This window comes from Leclercia sp. TB492, assembly GCF_049974505.2.
Classification (GTDB): Bacteria; Pseudomonadota; Gammaproteobacteria; order Enterobacterales; family Enterobacteriaceae; genus Enterobacter; species Enterobacter adecarboxylatus_C.
In genome coordinates this window covers 3,893,196-3,911,650 of the sequence record NZ_CM127572.1, presented here as the reverse complement: position 1 = coordinate 3,911,650, position 18,455 = coordinate 3,893,196, and the positions used below count along the sequence as shown (strand labels likewise).

Genomic DNA, 18,455 nt, shown 5'->3' with positions numbered 1-18,455 from the left:
AAATGGATATGGAAGAAATTGTGGCCCTTAGTGTAAAGCATAATGTGTCGGATCTACACCTGTGCAGTAACGCACCACCGCGCTGGCGGCGGCGAGGAGAAATGGAATTCGCCCCTTTTCCGGGGCCGGATGTGGTGATGCTGCTCAAACGCTGGCTCAGCGACGAACAGCAGGGGGCATGGTGCGCCCAGGGGCAGGTGGACTTTGCCGTTACACTGGAGTACCACCGGCTGCGGGCCAGCGCCTTCGCCCATACGCAAGGGTGTTCGCTGGCGCTCCGGCTGTTGCCCGAAAAGTGCCCTCAGCTGTGTACCCTGGACACGCCGCGAGCGATCCCCGAGCTGCTCACCAGCGATAACGGGCTGATTCTGGTAACCGGGGCCACCGGCAGCGGTAAATCCACCACGCTTGCGGCCATGGTCGACTTTCTCAATCACCACAGCGACGGGCATATCCTGACCCTGGAAGATCCGGTGGAGTTTATCCATCAGAGCAAGCGTTGTCTGGTGCAGCAGCGGGAGATTGGCCTGCATTGCCCCTCTTTTGCCGATGGGCTTCGGGCTGCGCTGCGTGAAGATCCTGACGTGATCCTGTTAGGTGAACTGCGCGACAGCGAAACGATCCGCCTTGCGCTCACCGCCGCAGAGACCGGACATCTGGTGCTGGCGACCCTGCATACCCGGGGGGCCGCCCAGGCGATAGAGCGGCTGGTGGATGCCTTCCCGGCCGAGGAGAAAGAGCCGGTACGTAAGCAGCTGGCCGGCAGCCTGCGGGCGGTGCTGGCGCAAAAGCTCGAAAGGGATAACCAGCAGGGACGCGTCGCGCTGTTCGAGCTCCTGGTTAACACTCCTGCGGCGGCCAATTTGATCCGCGAAGGTAAAACCTGGCAACTGCCCGGCGTGATCCAGACCGGGTTGCAGGCAGGGATGCAGAACTTTGAGCAGAGCCGTGCTGAACGCAGGGCACAGGGGCGGCTTTAATACGGCAGAGAATGAATTTCGCGGCCTTGTATCCTTCTGCATGGGCGGTAAAATCGAGCCTCTGATTGCACACCTTGAAAGCGGCTATGTCATCACAACCGAACCAAAGTCTTATCGACGGCATTCGCTGTCTGCAATATCTGGTTTCCAGCGGCCGCGCCATCGGCTGTCGTGAACTTGCGCGGCTAATGGGGATCAACACCACCCGTGTGAACCGTTTGTTGATGACCATGGCCTCTATTGGCCTGACCATGCAAGACGAGCACCGACGCTACCTGCCTGGTCCCGGCATTCATGCCCTGGCGGCTCAGTCAATACGCGGCTCCGAGCTTTTCTCCCGCGCCTTGCCCCGGCTGGAACGCAATGCGCCACGCGATATCGTGGTGGCGCTGGGCGTGCTGTGGGAGGATCAGGTGATCTATATCTGGCACTCCGTGCCCGGCAGCCAGACCACCCAGGCGCTGGCCGGTTTCCACATGCTGCCTGCCTGGCAATCAGTGATAGGCATGTCGCTGCTGGCGAGTGAGACGGACGAGGCGCTGATACCGCGCTTTACGTCCGAGCAGTGGCAAAACCTTGCCCCGCATGTGGCGCAGCAGCGTCAGCAGGGGCATGTGGTCTGGCACCATGATGACGGCGAAGTGTCGATGGCTATACCCGTGGGCGTGCATCATGCCGCGCTGGCCTTTGCCGGTATGTGGAATGTTGAGGATGAGCATGTCCGCACGCGTCTGGCTGAGCTGACGGCGCTCAACGCCACGTTGCTGGAAGAGTAAGGGATATTTGCCCGGCGTAGCGGGCAAAGGGAAGGGGATCAGTAACCCTGCTCGAAGAAGCTTTCGAGGATAATCACCGCCGAGGCGGAATCGACGCTGCCTTTAGTGAGCGCGCGAAAACCGCCGTGCTCAAACAGGCCGGCGCGGGCTTCTACCGTGCTCAGTCGTTCATCGTGCAGCTTAATCGCCACGCCAAAACGGCCATGAATTTTATTGGCAAAATTGCGTGCGCGTGCAGTCAATGGCTGTTCGGTGCCATCCATATTCAGCGGCAGCCCGACAATCACTACCTCCGGCTGCCACTCTTTCAGCAGACGCTCAATCAGGTTCCAGTCCGGCGTGCCGTTTTGCGCCTTCAGCGCCGTCAGCGGACGGGCGGTGCCGGTGATGCGCTGGCCGATCGCCACGCCGATACTTTTGGTGCCGAAATCAAACGCGAGAAGCGTGCCGCTCATCAGGCATGCCCCGCTACGCCAGGCATGGTCTGGATATCAATGCCAATCAGCTTAGCCGCATCACGCCAGCGATCGGCGATAGGCGTTTTAAACAGGATGTTTAAATCTGCCGGGGCCGTCAGCCAGGCGTTATCCAGGATCTCCTGCTCAAGCTGGCCTTTTTCCCATGAGGAGTAGCCAAGCGCCACCAGCACATCGGCAGGCTGCTTTTCCGTGCCCAGGGTTTCCAGCACGTCGCGGGAGGTGGTGATCACGGTGTTGTCAGAGATACGGATACTGGAGGAAAAACCTGGCGGCGTATGCAGAATAAAGCCGCGATCTTCCGCCAGCGGGCCGCCCAGCATCACCGGTTTGTCGAGACGAATTTCTGGAACTCGTTCGTCCTGGGAAATTTTTAATTTGTCCAGAATGCCTTCAACAGACAGATTTTCCAGCGGTTTATTGATGATAATACCCATCGCGCCATCTTCGCTGTACTCGCAGATGTAAACGACCGCACGACGGAAAATCGGATCCTGGAGAGCAGGCATGGCAATAAGAAAGTGATGCTGTAAATTCATTGTCAGAGGTTCTGTTTCCTGGTTTAAAAAGCGACAGCACCCAGTATGCGTACAAACCTGAATGCTGTCACTAACAGTATTGGCTGGGTTATTACTGCTTCAGACGTTTTTCGATCGCATCCATCAGCATGCCGGTAATGGATACCGGGAACGCGGCTTCGATTTCGCGAATACAGGTCGGGCTGGTAACGTTCACTTCCGTCAGGCGATCGCCAATGATGTCGAGGCCAACAAAGATCAGCCCTTTGGCTTTTAACATCGGGCCGACGCGGCGGGCAATTTCCCAGTCGCTTTCGGTCAGCGGACGCGGTTCGCCACGGCCACCGGCCGCCAGGTTACCACGGGTTTCGCCGCCCTGAGGGATACGCGCCAGGCAGTACGGCACCGGCTCACCATCCACCACCAGCACGCGCTTGTCGCCGTCGACAATCGCCGGGATATAGTTCTGCGCCATGCAGTAGCGGGAGCCATGCTCGGTCAGGGTTTCGGCGATCACGCCGAGGTTCGGGTCGCCCTCTTTAACGCGGAAGATAGACGCACCGCCCATGCCGTCCAGCGGTTTCAGGATGATATCGCCGTGTTTCTGCCAGAAGGCTTTCAGCTGCGTTTTGCTGCGCGTCACCAGCGTCTCTGGCGTCAGGTCGGAGAACCAGGCGGTGTAGAGCTTCTCGTTGCAGTCGCGCAGGCTCTGCGGTTTGTTGACGATCAGCGTCCCTTTCTCTTCTGCACGCTCAAGGATATAGGTGCAGTAGATGTATTCGGTGTCGAACGGCGGATCTTTACGCATCAGGATGACGTCGAGTTCGGCGAGGGGCAGATCCTGCTCGGAGCCGAATTCGTACCATTTATCGTAATTCTGCTCGACGTTGACGATGCGGGTGCGCGCACGGGCTTCGCCGTTAATCAGATACAGGTCGCTCATCTCCATATAGTGGAGCTGATAGCCGCGACGTTGCGCTTCCAGCAGCATAGCGAAGCTGGAATCTTTCTTGATATTGATGCTTGTGATGGGATCCATCACGATGCCGAGCTTAATCATTGTCTTCTCCGTTAATGCTTCAACCTAAATCGCCAAAACGCACCTGCAGGGCCGTAATGGCGGTTAGCGCGGTGGTCTCAGTACGCAGAACGCGGGGTCCCAACAGAATATCAGTAAACTGGTAGTGTGCGGTCATGGCGATCTCATCCGCCGACAGGCCTCCTTCCGGGCCAATCAACAGCCGCACGCGTTCAACCGGCAGCGGCAGGGTGTTGATGCTGGCGCTGGCGCGAGGATGCAGGTTGAGCTTCAGACCCTGTTCCTCTTCCGCACACCAGGCTTCAAGATCCATTGCCGGGCGGATCTCCGGGACGCGATTGCGGCCACACTGTTCACAGGCGGCAACGGCGATCTTCTGCCACTGCTGGAGCTTCTTATTCAGACGTTCAGCATCCAGTTTAACGCCGCAGCGTTCAGAAAAAAGTGGCGTAATGAGGCTTACACCCAGTTCGATCGATTTCTGGATAGTGAATTCCATTTTTTCGCCGCGCGACATCACCTGGCCTAAGTGAATATGCAGCGGCGATTCACGATCGTCGATTTCGCCACGCAAGATACTCACCTGCACGCTTTTTTTATCGGCGCGGGTGATTTCTGCGTCAAACACCTGGTTTGAACCATCAAACAGCTGAATCGCCTGACCTGCACCCATGCGCAGCACGCGGCCAACGTGGTTGGCCGCCTCTTCAGAGAGGGCAATTTCACTGCCTGCGGCAATCATTTCGGGATGATAAATACGAGGAACACGCATAGTTAAGAAGTCCATCAAGAGCTGAGCCCCTTGCACATTCTGCCCCCTCTTTCCTGTGGGAAGAGGGGGAGAGTGAGGGGGACGCAAAGAAACAATTGCCGCTAGTGTAGGTTAGCTCTTTTGCGCCTGGCAAGCGCGCTGGACGTACGGGTTGTGATTCCCCTGCACTTTGGCAATGCGCTCGTCGCGCTGGCACTCCCAGGCGGTCACCAGATAGAGTTTATCCCAGGCGTTAAAGAGCTGGGTTTGCTGGCGGGAGAGATTGAGGTCATAGCGATCGCGCATATAGAAGTAGGTGCGGGCGATGCTGCCCCGGGCGCGGGCTGGCGGTTCGGCGAGCTTCTCTTTGAAATCCACCTTCATCGCACACTGACCATACTGGCCTTCACCGCCGTTCCACTGGCTGTACATAAAGTTGCCGCGATCGCCATTCACTTCGCCCACGGCGGGTTGCAAGTTATGCATATCGCTCTCTATCTGGCGATAGACCGGGTCTTTGGCGCAGTTTTTACGCCCGCCATCCTGCCAGCACTGACGCTGGTGGCCAAACTGCCAGGCTGGGACCACATGTTCCCATTCGATACGGCTGGCGCGGTTCTCATTTTTACGCACTTTGTAGCCGCAGGAGGCCAGATCCACGACCCCTTTTTTGCCCTGCCAGTTAATTTTGCAGCCACAGTAAAAATCGCCCGCGACGTCAGCATTGACCTTCACGCCTGCGGCTTTTGCCTGAGAGAAGCTGTGGATACCTTCGGCCAGCGCATGGCCTGAGAACGCGGTCGTCAGAAACGCGACCGCGAGAGAGAAATTACGGGACATCGTGAACTCCGTGTCAAAACGAGCCCGCAACGTAACGAAAGTTGTTCCTGTATGCAATCAGGTAGATCAGGAATGTTCCTGATAATTCTGCCGCTTACTCCGCAATAAGGGGTTCGCCGCACTTCACGCAGCGGTAGGTGGCTTCGCCGCGCACCACCCGGTTATGGCGACGCACGGTGAGCTGGTGCTGCTGGCACTGGCAGCGGTAAGGGAAGGTATTGCGCCGTACTGAATCAAGCTCGAACTGGTGCGTGCGGCGAGCTGGAACGCCCAGCACCGCTTCCATCATCCATTTCCACTCTTTACCGTGGGGCGCCACGCGGCCAAAGTGCTTCCACACCAGCAGATGCGCCAGCTCATGCGGGATCACTTCGTCGATAAAAGCCTGCTGGTTTTCCAGCATCAGGACCGGGTTGAGGCGGATCTCATACGCGTCCAGCCAGGCGGTGCCTGCTGCGGTGCCGCGCTGCTGCCAGACCAGTGTCGGTTCAGGGTAGTTCCGGGAGAGCTTCAGGTTGGCCTGCGCCAGGTTATCACGCAGGCTGCGCATGGCGGCTTGCTGGAGCGCAATGGGGAGACGGGGTGTTTTCATAACGGCAGAGCATAGAGCCTGTAGCGGGGCGGTGCAAGCGGCTTCCTCCCGGACGGGAGGAAGCCGGAAGGATCAGTCGTGAGCGCCGATTTCGCGCAGCGGACGACCTTTCATCAGGTTACGTTCAATACGTTCCAGCGACACATGTTTGGTTTCAGGAACCAGCCACAGCGTCAGTACGATAAACACCACGTTCAGACCGCCGTACACCCAGAAGGTGTTGGCATTGCCAAACGTATCGAGCATGGTCAGGAAGGTTGCACCGACGATCATGTTGGCGATCCAGTTGGTAGCGGTAGAGCAGGTGATCCCGAAATCGCGTCCTTTCAGCGGCTGGATCTCGGAACACAGCACCCAGATCAGCGGGCCTGCGCTCATCGCAAAACCAACGATAAACATCAGCAGCATCCCGACGGCCACGTACTGCATGGCAGGGGATTCGATACCGACATGCAGCATCGTACCCAGCACGCCCATACCGACAGCCATGACCAGGAAGCCCAGCGTCAGCGTCGGTTTACGACCCCAGCGATCCACCAGGCCGATAGCGATAAAGGTCGCCAGCACGTTGGTCATACCGACAATCACCGTGCCCCACATCTGCTCGGTAGTGTTGCTGTAACCCGCCAGCTCAAAGATTTTTGGCGCGTAATACATGATGACGTTCATCCCGGTGAACTGCTGCATCACCTGCAGCAGCACGCCCAGGAACACCGCCCGGCGGAAGTTGCTGTTCTCTTTAAACAGTGCCCAGCCGCTCTGTTTAACCTTCAGGCTTTCGCGGATCTCTTCCAGCTCGCGTTTCGCTTCTGCACTGGTGTCGCGCAGGCGCAGCAGCACGCGTTCCGCATCGTTAAAGCGTCGTTTGGCGGCAAACCAGCGCGGGCTATCGGGCAGGAAGAAGACGCCAATCAGCAGCAGGATCGCCGGGATAATAATCACCCCCAGCATCCAGCGCCATGCTCCGCTGTAGCTGAATGCGGTGTCGGAAAGATAGGCACCGAGAATACCGATGGTGATCATCAGCTGATACATGGAGATCATGCTGCCGCGAATTTTCTCCGGCGCGATCTCTGACAGGTAAAGCGGCGCGGTGTAAGAGGCAACACCCACCGCCAGGCCGAGCAGCACGCGGGAGACAATCAGCACTTCCACGTTAGGGGCTGCTGCGGAGAAGAGAGAACCGGCGACAAAAAGAATGGCACCAATCATCAGGCTCTTTTTACGCCCGAGTTTGAAGGAGAGCCAGCCGCTGCCGACCGCGCCGACCGCCGCACCGAACATCATCGAGCTGACCACCCACTCCTGAGTGTGAGAGCTGATCTGGAATTCATCTGTGATAAACGGTAAGGCCCCGGCAATGACGCCGATATCAAGACCGAAAAGTAATCCTGCCAGGGCGGCAAGGAAGCAGACGAAGAACGTCATCGTCTTGTTGGACGTCCGCCCCTGTTTTTTATTGTCAGGCATTTTGCCCTCCATTTGGCTTAGCTGTTTCATCAATGTAAAGATTTGATTAGGAAACAGTAAAAGTATGTCAGAGGGGGAGGGGTGACAAAGAGAGTATTCCGAAAGAAGGCTGATTTTATCTGGATGTAAGCGATTTCATGGAGGGCGTTATGCAGCAGAAAACAAAAAGGCCAGCACGGGGCTGGCCTTTCAGGAGCGCGGTCAGTCGATTATTTCAGACCGGCAGCTTCACGCAGCAGAGCGGCTTTGTCGGTTTTTTCCCATGGGAAATGTTCGCGACCAAAGTGACCGTAAGCGGCGGTTTCTTTGTAGATTGGGTGCAGCAGATCCAGCATCTGGATCAGGCCGTATGGACGCAGGTCGAAGAACTCGCGCACCAGCAGGGTCAGCTGCTCTGAAGGCACTTTTTCGGTACCAAAGGTTTCAACCATGATGGAGGTAGGTTCCGCCACGCCGATGGCGTAGGAGACCTGGATCTCACAGCGGTCAGCCAGACCCGCAGCAACGATGTTTTTCGCAACATAACGTGCTGCATAGGCTGCGGAACGGTCTACTTTAGATGGATCCTTACCGGAGAAGGCGCCGCCACCATGACGCGCCATGCCGCCGTAGGTATCAACGATGATCTTACGACCGGTCAGACCGCAGTCGCCCATTGGTCCACCGATAACAAAGCGGCCCGTTGGGTTGATGAAGTATTTGGTAGAGGCGTTCAGCCACTCGGTCGGCAGAACCGGCTTGATGATCTCTTCCATCACCGCTTCCTGCAGGGATTTCTGGTCGATATCTTCAGCGTGCTGCGTGGACAGAACCACCGCGTCGATGCCGACAATTTTGCCGTCGTCGTACTGGAAGGTCACCTGGCTTTTCGCATCCGGACGCAGCCACGGCAGGGTGCCGTTTTTACGCACTTCAGCCTGACGCTGCACCAGACGGTGAGCATAGGTGATTGGCGCTGGCATCAGCACGTCGGTTTCGTTGGTGGCGTAGCCAAACATCAGGCCCTGATCGCCCGCGCCCTGCTCAAGCGGATCGGCACGGTCAACGCCCTGGTTGATGTCCGGGGACTGTTTGCCGATGGCGCTCAGTACGGCGCACGAGTTGGCATCAAAGCCCATATCAGAATGCACATAGCCGATTTCACGCACGGTGTTACGGGTGATCTCTTCGATATCAACCCATGCACTGGTGGTGATTTCACCGCCAACCATCACCATGCCGGTTTTGACATAGGTCTCACAGGCGACGCGCGCTTTTGGATCCTGCTCGAGGATCGCATCCAGCACCGCATCAGAGATTTGGTCAGCAATTTTATCAGGATGTCCTTCTGATACGGACTCGGACGTAAACAGGTGTTTTGCCATGTTTTAATTTACCTAAGGAGAATTTGTTTAGCTCAAACTGTCGTGTGGGATAGCCGTGGCAGGTTTTTCCACCAGGACTTGCAGATGATGACACTGGCAGTCTGAGTGTTAATCAGTATGGATGGATTAACATCTGGATGGCTATTTTAGGTCACTTCTTAGCCCCATTTCCAGTTTTTTTTGAATCCATGCGCACGCCATTGAAAACCCGACTGGAAATTTTTGCTGACGGTCCCGGCAATGCGCACATTTATATTTTGCATTTTCCCTGTCTTGTCGGTATAAAACGCGGCGCGCGGCTCATACAAAAAAGCACACGACGATTCTTCGTGTCGCCACTTCCAGCCGGGTAAAGCAGTGAACTTTTAGCTTTAACTTGTCGCGGGTTTGCTTAAGCTTGCGTGGAGGTGATACGAGATAATGAACCGTCGTTTTCCGCTTAGTCAGTTCTGCCTTTCAGGCCGGAACATGTTCCCCGCCATTCGCATTTCTAATCTGCAAACCTGCCGATGTTATACCCATCTCGGCGCTTCTCAGGATTCCAGGGCAGGCACTACGCTTTGTGAAGTCTGAACAAGGGCGCTCTTGTAAATACAAGAGTTTTCTCGTGGTTTCGCCGGACCTTGTCATACAGAGTTCGGATACGTGTTTTACAATGATATGAATAAGAAACCGGTCGCACGCCCCGGCTTTCAGCATTCTGTGCTGGAAATCCGGTCGGATAATGGGTTGTTATCGCAGATTGACGCTGCGATAGTAGTCAACTGTTTTACACTGAATAGTAAGAGTTGAGGTTCGCTATGTCTGACGACATGTCTTCGTTTTCGCCTTCGTCAGCAGGCGAACAGGGTGTACTACGTTCTATGCAGGAGGTTGCGATGAGCTCCCAGGAAGCCAGCAAGATGCTGCGCACTTACAATATTGCCTGGTGGGGCAATAACTACTACGACGTCAACGAACTGGGCCACATCAGCGTTTGCCCGGATCCTGACGTACCGGAAGCGCGCGTCGATCTCGCCAAACTGGTGAAAGCGCGTGAAGCGCAGGGGCAGCGTCTGCCTGCACTGTTCTGCTTCCCGCAGATCCTGCAACACCGTCTGCGTTCCATCAACGCCGCCTTCAAACGCGCGCGAGAATCTTACGGCTACAACGGCGACTATTTCCTGGTCTATCCGATCAAGGTGAACCAGCATCGTCGCGTTATCGAATCCTTAATTCACTCCGGTGAACCGCTGGGGCTGGAAGCTGGCTCCAAAGCAGAGCTGATGGCGGTACTGGCCCATGCCGGCATGACCCGCTCGGTGATCGTCTGTAACGGCTATAAAGACCGTGAATACATTCGTCTGGCGCTGATCGGCGAGAAGATGGGCCACAAGGTCTATCTGGTCATCGAGAAGATGTCCGAAATTAATATCGTGCTGGAAGAGGCCGAGCGTCTGAACGTGGTGCCACGCCTTGGCGTGCGTGCTCGTCTGGCCTCGCAGGGTTCCGGTAAATGGCAGTCCTCCGGCGGCGAAAAATCCAAATTCGGCCTCGCGGCGAACCAGGTTCTGCAGCTGGTCGAAATCATGCGTGAGCGTGGTCGTCTGGACAGCATTCAGCTCCTGCACTTCCACCTCGGTTCCCAGATGGCCAACATCCGCGATATCGCTACCGGCGTGCGTGAGTCGGCCCGGTTCTACGTGGAGCTGCACAAGCTGGGCGTGAACATCCAGTGCTTCGACGTAGGTGGCGGCCTGGGCGTGGACTATGAAGGGACCCGCTCGAAGTCCGACTGCTCGGTGAACTACGGCCTGAACGAATATGCCAACAACATCATCTGGGCGATTGGCGATGCCTGTGAAGAGAACGGTCTGCCGCACCCGACGGTGATCACCGAGTCCGGTCGTGCGGTTACCGCGCACCACACGGTACTGGTGTCTAACATCATTGGCGTTGAGCGCAACGAATACACCGAAGCGACCCCGCCGGAAGACGATGCACCGCGCGCGCTGCAAAGCATGTGGGAAACCTGGATTGAGATGCACGAGCCGGGCACCCGCCGTTCCCTGCGTGAGTGGCTGCACGACAGCCAGATGGACCTGCACGATATCCATACCGGCTACTCCTCCGGCACATACAGCCTGCAGGAGCGTGCCTGGGCCGAGCAGCTGTATCTGAACATGTGCCACGAAGTGCAGAAACAGCTCGACCCAAGCAACCGCGCACACCGTCCGATTATCGACGAGCTGCAGGAGCGTATGGCGGACAAGATGTACGTCAACTTCTCGCTGTTCCAGTCGATGCCGGATGCCTGGGGTATCGATCAGCTCTTCCCGGTACTGCCGCTGGAAGGGTTGAATCAGGTACCTGAGCGCCGCGCGGTGCTGCTGGATATCACCTGTGACTCCGACGGGGCTATCGATCACTATATTGACGGTGACGGTATCGCCACCACCATGCCAATGCCGGAGTACGATCCGGAGAACCCGCCAATGCTGGGCTTCTTTATGGTCGGGGCATATCAGGAGATTCTGGGTAACATGCACAACCTGTTCGGGGATACCGAAGCGGTAGACGTGTTTGTCTTCCCTGACGGCAACGTGGAAGTGGAGCTCTCTGACGAGGGTGACACCGTGGCGGATATGCTGCAGTACGTGCAGCTCGATCCGAACAAGCTGCTGACCCAGTTCCGCGATCAGGTGAAAAAGACCGATCTGGACGATACCCTGCAGAAACAGTTCCTGGAAGAGTTCGAAGCAGGTCTGTACGGCTACACGTATCTGGAAGACGAGTAAGACATCCGCCTTTCCCCTCACCCCAGCCCTGTCCCCAAAGGGGAGAGGGGCAGGGTGAGGGGCAAAGACCGCGCGATGCCTTATACTCACTTGAACCCGTATGAAATAGCGGCGATAATCCGCCGCAACAGGCACTATTCGAATCAATCCCTTCCTCGTCGGGTTTAACGACGCGGAGGGGATTTTTTTTCATCTTTTTTCAATGCACCGACGTTATAAAGAGGTCAGGACATGAGCACTTTAGGGCATCAGTACGATAACTCTCTGGTATCTAACGCTTTTGGTTTTTTACGCCTTCCGATGAACTTCCAGCCGTACGACAGCGATGCGGACTGGGTGATCACCGGGGTGCCATTTGATATGGCGACATCCGGTCGTGCCGGTGGCCGTCATGGCCCGGCGGCGATTCGTCAGGTCTCTACCAACCTCGCCTGGGAGCACAACCGTTTCCCGTGGAACTTCGACATGCGCGAGCGCCTGAACGTGGTTGACTGCGGCGACCTGGTGTATGCCTTCGGTGACGCGCGTGAAATGAGTGAAAAACTGCAGGCCCACGCCGAGAAGCTGCTGGCTGCCGGCAAGCGTATGCTCTCCTTCGGCGGTGACCACTTCGTGACCCTGCCGCTGCTGCGCGCCCACGCGAAGCACTTCGGTAAGATGGCGCTGGTGCATTTCGATGCCCATACCGACACCTACGCGAACGGCTGCGAATTCGACCACGGCACCATGTTCTTCACCGCGCCGAACGAAGGCCTGATCGATCCTAATCACTCGGTGCAGATCGGGATTCGTACCGAGTTCGATAAAGACAATGGCTTCACCGTGCTGGACGCCGGCCAGGTGAACGATCGCGGTGTGGATGACATCATCGCGCAGGTGAAGCAGATCGTTGGCGACATGCCGGTGTACCTGACCTTCGACATCGACTGCCTGGATCCGGCCTTTGCTCCGGGCACCGGTACCCCGGTGATCGGCGGCCTGACCTCCGATCGCGCCATTAAGCTGGTACGCGGCCTGAAGGATCTGAACATCGTTGGCATGGACGTGGTAGAAGTGGCGCCTGCTTACGACCAGTCCGAGATCACCGCGCTGGCCGCGGCGACCCTGGCACTGGAAATGCTCTACATTCAGGCGGCGAAAAAAGGCGAATAATAGAGAGGCCGGGACATGTTGCCCGGCCTTTTTATCGAGGTTACTTAATGCCGTCTGCGGACATGCGATCGCGAATATGCTGCGCACGCGCTGCAGAGGCAGGGTGATCGTCAAACATTGAGCTTTGACGCCCCGCTTCCTGCTGGGCCAGTTTTTCGAAGCTGGTGGCTAAACCTGACGGATTGATGCCGCGTTTGCGCAACAGATCGTAAGAGTAGTCATCGGCTTCAGATTCCTGACGCTGGGAGAACTGGGAGTTGACCAGTTTTTCACCGAGATCGCCAAGCTGCGACTGGGAGAGGCTCCCGACAATGCCGCCGGCAGACGCTGCCGCCACGCGAACGGCGTTGGTGCCAAGCGCAACCTGCATCCCTTTCTTCACGTGGCCAAGCGCAACGTGACCCATTTCATGCCCGATAACCGCTTCGACTTCGTTGTCGTTCATCATGTCCATCAGCCCGCTGTAGACGCGGATGCAACCGTTGGCCATGGCGAAGGCGTTGACGTCTTTAGCCATGTAGACCTTATAGTTCACCGGCTGGCCATTGATGTTGTCACCAAGAGCAGAAGCAATCTTATCCAGACGCTGAGCGTAAGTGCTGCCTGCCGGCGCGATGGTGGCTTTACCGTCCATCTCCTTACAGGCCTCATCGCTTAATGTTTTAACCTGAGCATCGCTCAGGGAGTAGGCCTGAAAAGCCTCTGCCCCGGAGCTCATCAGACCGCCAGAGTCCATATTCTGACACCCGCTCAGCAGGAGCGTCGTTCCCAGAGCCAGCACTATTGCACGCATTTTCATTAGGTTGCTTCCGCACTCGTTAAACACGATAAATTCTGAAAGTACATCACGGCAGCGAAGCCGGAGTATGGCTAAGTATAAAGAATATAAACGGAGGCGGGCGAGAAGATTGCGCAACGTGCGAGCCTGTTCCAGAGATTTCTTAACCGGCAAAAGAATGGTCCATGTACATGCTTTGTCGCTTGGGTTACATTGTTGGCACTTTTTTCTGGCGTAGCCCAAAACGCGCTGTCGTCAAGCCGAAACGGGTATGGCCTTCAACATCCGATCTGGAGTCAAAATGTCCTCACGTAAAGAGCTTGCCAATGCTATTCGTGCGCTGAGCATGGATGCTGTACAAAAAGCTAAATCCGGTCACCCGGGTGCCCCGATGGGTATGGCTGACATTGCCGAAGTGCTGTGGCGTGATTTCCTGAACCACAACCCGCAGAACCCGGCCTGGGCTGACCGCGACCGCTTCGTGCTGTCCAACGGCCACGGCTCCATGCTGATCTACAGCCTGCTGCACCTCACCGGCTATGACCTGCCAATCGAAGAGCTGAAAAACTTCCGTCAGCTGCACTCCAAAACCCCGGGTCACCCGGAAGTGGGTTACACCGCAGGTGTTGAAACCACTACCGGTCCGCTGGGCCAGGGTATTGCTAACGCAGTGGGCATGGCGATTGCTGAGAAGACGCTGGCGGCGCAGTTCAACCGTCCGGGTCACGACATTGTTGACCACTTCACCTATGCATTCCTCGGCGACGGCTGCATGATGGAAGGTATCTCTCACGAGGTATGCTCCCTGGCCGGTACCCTGAAGCTGGGCAAACTGGTTGCGTTCTATGACGACAACGGCATCTCCATCGACGGCCACGTTGAAGGCTGGTTCACCGACGATACCGCAGCACGTTTCGAAGCCTACGGCTGGCACGTGGTGCGTGGCGTTGACGGCCACGATGCTGAAGCGATTAAACGCGCAGTAGAAGAAGCCCGTGCTGTGACCGACAAACCGTCCCTGCTGATGTGCAAAACCATCATCGGTTTCGGTTCCCCGAACAAAGCCGGTACCCACGACTCACACGGTGCCCCGCTGGGTGACGCTGAGATCGTTCTGACCCGCGAACAGCTGGGCTGGAAACACGCCGCGTTTGAGATCCCGTCTGAGATCTACGCGCAGTGGGATGCAAAAGAAGCCGGTCAGGCCAAAGAAGCGGCCTGGAACGAGAAATTTGCTGCCTACGCGAAAGCCTTCCCGCAGGAAGCGGCTGAATACACCCGTCGTATGAAAGGCGACATGCCGTCTGACTTCGACGCGAAAGCGAACGAGTTCATCGCTAAACTGCAGGCGAACCCGTCCAAAATCGCCAGCCGTAAAGCGTCCCAGAATGCGATCGAAGCTTTCGGCCCGTGGCTGCCAGAGTTCCTCGGCGGCTCCGCTGACCTGGCGCCTTCTAATCTGACTATCTGGTCTGGTTCTAAAGCGATCAATGAAGATGCTGCCGGTAACTACATCCATTACGGTGTACGTGAATTCGGCATGACCGCGATTGCCAACGGTATCTCCCTGCACGGCGGTTTCCTGCCGTACACCTCCACCTTCCTGATGTTCGTGGAATATGCCCGTAACGCGGTGCGTATGGCTGCGCTGATGAAACAGCGTCAGGTGATGGTCTACACCCACGACTCTATCGGTCTGGGCGAAGATGGCCCGACTCACCAGCCGGTTGAGCAGGTCGCTTCCCTGCGTGTTACCCCAAACATGTCTACATGGCGTCCATGTGACCAGGTTGAATCCGCGGTAGCGTGGAAATATGGCGTTGAGCGTCAGGACGGCCCGACCGCACTGATCCTCTCCCGTCAGAACCTGGCTCAGCAGGATCGTACCGAAGAGCAGCTGGCGAACGTCGCCCGCGGCGGTTACGTGCTGAAAGACTGCGACGGTCAGCCACAGGTGATCTTCATCGCGACCGGTTCTGAAGTTGAACTGGCCGTTGCGGCCTGGGATCAGCTGGCAGGCGAAGGCGTGAAAGCTCGCGTGGTTTCCATGCCGTCTACCGACACCTTCGACAAGCAGGACGCGGCTTACCGTGAATCCGTGCTGCCGAAAGCCGTTTCTGCCCGTGTTGCTGTCGAAGCGGGTATCGCTGACTACTGGTTCAAATACGTGGGCCTGAACGGCGCTATCGTCGGCATGACCACTTTCGGTGAGTCTGCTCCGGCTGAGCAGCTGTTCGAAGAGTTCGGCTTCACCGTTGAGAACGTGGTCGCGAAAGCGAAAGAACTGCTGTAATTACATAAGCAGAGCACATGAAGGGTCGCGAAAGCGGCCCTTTTTTATGGCAATAACCGACCCGCCTCCAGACGAACCACGCGCGAAAAATGACGTCGGGTAAAGGCCGCGTCATGGCTGATCGCCACGACGCTGGTTCCGCGCTGACGACACACCGCCAGCCAGTTTTCAAATACCGCCAGCCAGTGGGAATCAAAATCCCGGCTGGGTTCATCCAGCAGTAGAACCTCTGGCGCCATCGCCTCGAGACTGGCGACGGCCACCATCCGCCGTTGTGCCGTGTGTAGATCAAGCGGATGGGCGTCGGCAACCTCCTCTAGCCGGCACAGCTGTAAGGCGTCCTGAGTACGGCGCGCAATGTCAGCCGCCGGTAATTTTTGCAGCTTCAGGCCAAACGCCACCTCTTCGGCAACCCTGCTGTGGAAAATCTGGTTTTCCGCCTCCTGAAACAGCACGCCAATATGACGGGCGCGCTGGCGGTTTTTCAGCTGCGCTATCGGGTCAGCTTTAAAGGTCACCGCGCCAGAGGAGGGGATGAGAAGCCCGGCCATAATGCGCAACAGCGTGGATTTTCCCGCGCCATTATCACCCGTTAGCGCCAGCCATTCGCCCTCCCTGAGCGTAAGCGAGATGTCGCGGAGGCACTCATCTGCCGCACCTGGCCAGCGATACTTGACCTGATTCAGGATTAACATAAAGGATGTAAAGCTCCGTTGCGCAGCTGCCAGACCTGCTGACAGTGGATAATAAAAGGGGAAGGATTGCGCTCGAAAAGCACAATCAGAGAGCGGTGTTCCAGCGCCCAGTGGCGCAGCCGTTCCAGCAGCCTGTCGGCGGCTTGCGAGGTCAGGCGGCTGAAGGCTTCATCGAGAATTAACAGTCTGGGCTGCATGGCGAGCGCGCTGGCGATCACCACGCGCTGGGTTTCGCCGCCGGAGAGCGTGCCGGGATGACGATGGCGCAAAGGCTGACAGTCGGTCAGGGTGAGCGCTGCGTCAATGCGCTGCAAAATTTCCGCTTCGTCGAGGCAGAGGTTTTCCGGGCCAAACGCCACCTCCTCCTCAACGCTGAAAGTACAGCCGGAAAGCTGCAGATAAGGCGACTGCTGCACCAGCTGGATGGCGGATGAACGCTCCACGAGGGATAACTCTCCGACCGGGGTTCCCAGCAGCAGCCCCTTGCCTTCAATCTTGCCGGGCAGAAAGTCCGGATACCAGCCTGCCATAAGCTGCGCCAGAGTGCTTTTTCCGCTGCCGTTATCACCCAAAACTGCCACCATTCCCGGCCCGGAACAGTGGAAATCCAGGCATGAAGGCGAGTGGGTAGCATGGAGGGGGAGAAAGCGAAACTGCTTTAGCGTAACCATAACCAGACCCCCGTTTCCGTCACCATCAGCAGAACCATGCCGTAGCGCGCCAGGCGCTGTAGGGTACTGTCATGCGGAGCCCACAGCGTGGTGCGCGTGCGATGCAGGCGAAAGCCCCGCATATCCAGCGCGGCACCGCGTACGGCTAAATCATTGAGTGCATTGTGGGTGAGCGGCACAATCAGGGCGGGGATTGCGGCAAGACGCTGATACCAGGCTTCGTCCAGCGGTACGCCGCGCGCTCGCTGGGCCTCATGGATTATCGTCAGCTGGCGTTTAAGCTGTTCAACCACCAGCAGCGGGCCGGCAAACAGGTAGGCCACGCCAGGCGGCAGACGGGAGGCAAACAGCGCCCGGATAAATCGTTGAACCGGCACGTATGCCATCCACAGCTGCGACGTCGAGACAATGGCCAGAATGCGCAGCCACAGCGTGATGGCGTGCGCCCAGCGCTGCGGATCGCGAGGCTCGCCGCTGACCCACTCCACCAGCATGCCGCCATGTACCAGCCATAAACCCATTCCAAAAGGGATCATCAGTAAGGCAACATATTTTGCCCGCCGTCGGGTGAGTTTAAGCCCCACCAGGCAGAGAAAAGTGGCCCCGCTGTACACGGGCAGCAGGGTCTGGGGTGGCAGCAGCAAGGTGCTGCAAGCCGCCAGTGCCCATAGGGTTAACGAGGTAAACGGATGCATCTAACGCACGGCTGCCATTGTCGGGAAATGGCGCGTGGTGCGTAGAGGCAGCTGGCGCAGCAGGATCCACACCAGCACTGCGGTCAGCACTTTATCAACCAGATTGGCACCCAGCACGGTGATGGCGACAGACTCCACCAGCTTTTGCCCGACGGCCTGCAACCAGGCGACAAACAGGTCGGCACCGCCACCGGTTACGCCGCCAAAGAGAGCGGTGCGTAACGGCACCGCTACCAGCGTGACGGCGAGGGTAATAACAATCCCGCTGACCACCACTTTCGGCAGGGTGCGAAACCAGCCTGCCCGCGCCAGCCAGCCGGCAACCAGGCCGATCACCATAGCCACAGGCGCAAAGGCGGCGGCAATAGGATCGGTTAACAGCCCCCACAGCAGGTTGGTCAGCAGACCGGTCAACATGCCGATAACCGGGCCGAGCAGCACGGCGCTGATCAAGGTGCCGATGGAGTCGAGAAAAATAGGTAGCTTAAGCATGCTGATCAGCTGACCGCCGATCATGTTGATGGCAATAGCGATCACAATCAGGACCAGAGCCTGGCTGGAAAACGGGCGACGGGACATAGAGAAACC

20 protein-coding genes are annotated in these 18,455 nt (G+C 57.4%); 7 read left to right on the top strand and 13 right to left on the bottom strand.

Translation table 11 applies throughout. The features are described from left to right. Positions 1 to 2 precede the first annotated feature (2 nt). Both ACP4QI_RS18490 and ACP4QI_RS18485 read left to right on the top strand, forming a co-directional pair. Positions 3 to 980 carry a type IV pilus twitching motility protein PilT gene (locus tag ACP4QI_RS18490; protein ID WP_426495719.1) on the top strand — a complete coding sequence of 326 codons (978 nt, stop codon included), beginning with the start codon at positions 3 to 5 and terminating at the stop codon, positions 978 to 980. Positions 981 to 1,066: 86 nt separating this feature from the next. Continuing rightward, the gene (locus tag ACP4QI_RS18485; protein WP_426495718.1) at positions 1,067 to 1,756 is read left to right on the top strand and encodes an IclR family transcriptional regulator; all 690 of its coding nucleotides are present in this window, start codon (positions 1,067 to 1,069) and stop codon (positions 1,754 to 1,756) included. A gap of 38 nt (positions 1,757 to 1,794) precedes the next feature. Here ACP4QI_RS18485 and ruvX read toward each other — a convergent pair whose 3' ends face one another. The 8 genes from ruvX to metK form a co-directional block, all read right to left on the bottom strand. Next, positions 1,795 to 2,211, bottom strand: coding sequence for a Holliday junction resolvase RuvX (ruvX, locus tag ACP4QI_RS18480; protein ID WP_142487044.1), 417 nt, complete (start codon positions 2,209 to 2,211; stop codon positions 1,795 to 1,797). Beyond that, on the bottom strand, positions 2,211 to 2,771 hold the full coding sequence (locus tag ACP4QI_RS18475) for a YqgE/AlgH family protein (protein ID WP_142487043.1): 561 nt from the start codon (positions 2,769 to 2,771) through the stop codon (positions 2,211 to 2,213). The genes ruvX and ACP4QI_RS18475 overlap by 1 nt, the downstream gene beginning before the upstream one ends. 91 nt (positions 2,772 to 2,862) lie before the next feature. After that, entirely contained in the window at positions 2,863 to 3,810 is a 948-nt protein-coding gene (gshB, locus tag ACP4QI_RS18470; RefSeq protein ID WP_059307231.1) for a glutathione synthase, read from the bottom strand. A 19-nt stretch (positions 3,811 to 3,829) separates the two neighbouring features. Then, on the bottom strand, positions 3,830 to 4,561 hold the full coding sequence (rsmE, locus tag ACP4QI_RS18465) for a 16S rRNA (uracil(1498)-N(3))-methyltransferase (protein WP_426495729.1): 732 nt from the start codon (positions 4,559 to 4,561) through the stop codon (positions 3,830 to 3,832). Between the two features lie 111 nt (positions 4,562 to 4,672). Then, complete coding sequence (endA, locus tag ACP4QI_RS18460; protein ID WP_426495717.1) at positions 4,673 to 5,380, bottom strand: deoxyribonuclease I; 708 nt, start codon at positions 5,378 to 5,380, stop codon at positions 4,673 to 4,675. A 94-nt stretch (positions 5,381 to 5,474) separates the two neighbouring features. After that, the gene (locus ACP4QI_RS18455; protein WP_426495716.1) at positions 5,475 to 5,972 is read right to left on the bottom strand and encodes a SprT family zinc-dependent metalloprotease; all 498 of its coding nucleotides are present in this window, start codon (positions 5,970 to 5,972) and stop codon (positions 5,475 to 5,477) included. A 72-nt stretch (positions 5,973 to 6,044) separates the two neighbouring features. Continuing rightward, positions 6,045 to 7,442, bottom strand: a complete 1,398-nt coding sequence (locus ACP4QI_RS18450) for a sugar porter family MFS transporter (protein WP_426495715.1) — start codon at positions 7,440 to 7,442, stop codon at positions 6,045 to 6,047. Between the two features lie 209 nt (positions 7,443 to 7,651). After that, the gene (gene metK, locus ACP4QI_RS18445) at positions 7,652 to 8,806 is read right to left on the bottom strand and encodes a methionine adenosyltransferase (RefSeq protein ID WP_426495714.1); all 1,155 of its coding nucleotides are present in this window, start codon (positions 8,804 to 8,806) and stop codon (positions 7,652 to 7,654) included. A 420-nt stretch (positions 8,807 to 9,226) separates the two neighbouring features. Between metK and ACP4QI_RS18440 the strand changes: the two genes are divergently transcribed. From ACP4QI_RS18440 to speB, 4 genes are all read left to right on the top strand, one after another. Continuing rightward, positions 9,227 to 9,379, top strand: a complete 153-nt coding sequence (locus ACP4QI_RS18440) for a hypothetical protein (protein WP_426495713.1) — start codon at positions 9,227 to 9,229, stop codon at positions 9,377 to 9,379. An 87-nt stretch (positions 9,380 to 9,466) separates the two neighbouring features. Next, positions 9,467 to 9,598, top strand: a complete 132-nt coding sequence (gene yqgB, locus ACP4QI_RS18435) for an acid stress response protein YqgB (RefSeq protein ID WP_127472193.1) — start codon at positions 9,467 to 9,469, stop codon at positions 9,596 to 9,598. A gap of 8 nt (positions 9,599 to 9,606) precedes the next feature. After that, complete coding sequence (speA, locus tag ACP4QI_RS18430) at positions 9,607 to 11,583, top strand: biosynthetic arginine decarboxylase (RefSeq protein ID WP_142487037.1); 1,977 nt, start codon at positions 9,607 to 9,609, stop codon at positions 11,581 to 11,583. A 231-nt stretch (positions 11,584 to 11,814) separates the two neighbouring features. Continuing rightward, on the top strand, positions 11,815 to 12,735 hold the full coding sequence (gene speB / locus ACP4QI_RS18425; protein WP_014071686.1) for an agmatinase: 921 nt from the start codon (positions 11,815 to 11,817) through the stop codon (positions 12,733 to 12,735). 40 nt (positions 12,736 to 12,775) lie between these two features. Here the strand turns inward: speB and ACP4QI_RS18420 are convergent, their stop codons facing one another. After that, positions 12,776 to 13,534 carry a M48 family metallopeptidase gene (locus ACP4QI_RS18420; protein WP_142487035.1) on the bottom strand — a complete coding sequence of 253 codons (759 nt, stop codon included), beginning with the start codon at positions 13,532 to 13,534 and terminating at the stop codon, positions 12,776 to 12,778. Positions 13,535 to 13,814: 280 nt separating this feature from the next. Here ACP4QI_RS18420 and tkt point away from each other — a divergent pair, with 280 nt between their 5' ends. Then, on the top strand, positions 13,815 to 15,806 hold the full coding sequence (tkt, locus tag ACP4QI_RS18415) for a transketolase (RefSeq protein ID WP_142487034.1): 1,992 nt from the start codon (positions 13,815 to 13,817) through the stop codon (positions 15,804 to 15,806). 44 nt (positions 15,807 to 15,850) lie between these two features. On the opposite strand, the gene ACP4QI_RS18410 is transcribed toward tkt, so the two are convergent. The 4 genes from ACP4QI_RS18410 to ACP4QI_RS18395 are packed head-to-tail and all read right to left on the bottom strand — an operon-like array spanning position 15,851 to position 18,446. Beyond that, the gene (locus ACP4QI_RS18410; protein ID WP_426495712.1) at positions 15,851 to 16,501 is read right to left on the bottom strand and encodes an ABC transporter ATP-binding protein; all 651 of its coding nucleotides are present in this window, start codon (positions 16,499 to 16,501) and stop codon (positions 15,851 to 15,853) included. Beyond that, a complete protein-coding gene (locus ACP4QI_RS18405; RefSeq protein WP_285128512.1) occupies positions 16,495 to 17,172 on the bottom strand; it encodes an ABC transporter ATP-binding protein in 678 nt (225 codons plus the stop codon). The genes ACP4QI_RS18410 and ACP4QI_RS18405 overlap by 7 nt, the downstream gene beginning before the upstream one ends. Continuing rightward, on the bottom strand, positions 17,160 to 17,867 hold the full coding sequence (locus ACP4QI_RS18400) for an energy-coupling factor transporter transmembrane component T family protein (RefSeq protein WP_142487031.1): 708 nt from the start codon (positions 17,865 to 17,867) through the stop codon (positions 17,160 to 17,162). The genes ACP4QI_RS18405 and ACP4QI_RS18400 overlap by 13 nt, the downstream gene beginning before the upstream one ends. Continuing rightward, a complete protein-coding gene (locus tag ACP4QI_RS18395) occupies positions 17,868 to 18,446 on the bottom strand; it encodes an ECF transporter S component (RefSeq protein ID WP_426495711.1) in 579 nt (192 codons plus the stop codon). Positions 18,447 to 18,455 lie beyond the last annotated feature (9 nt).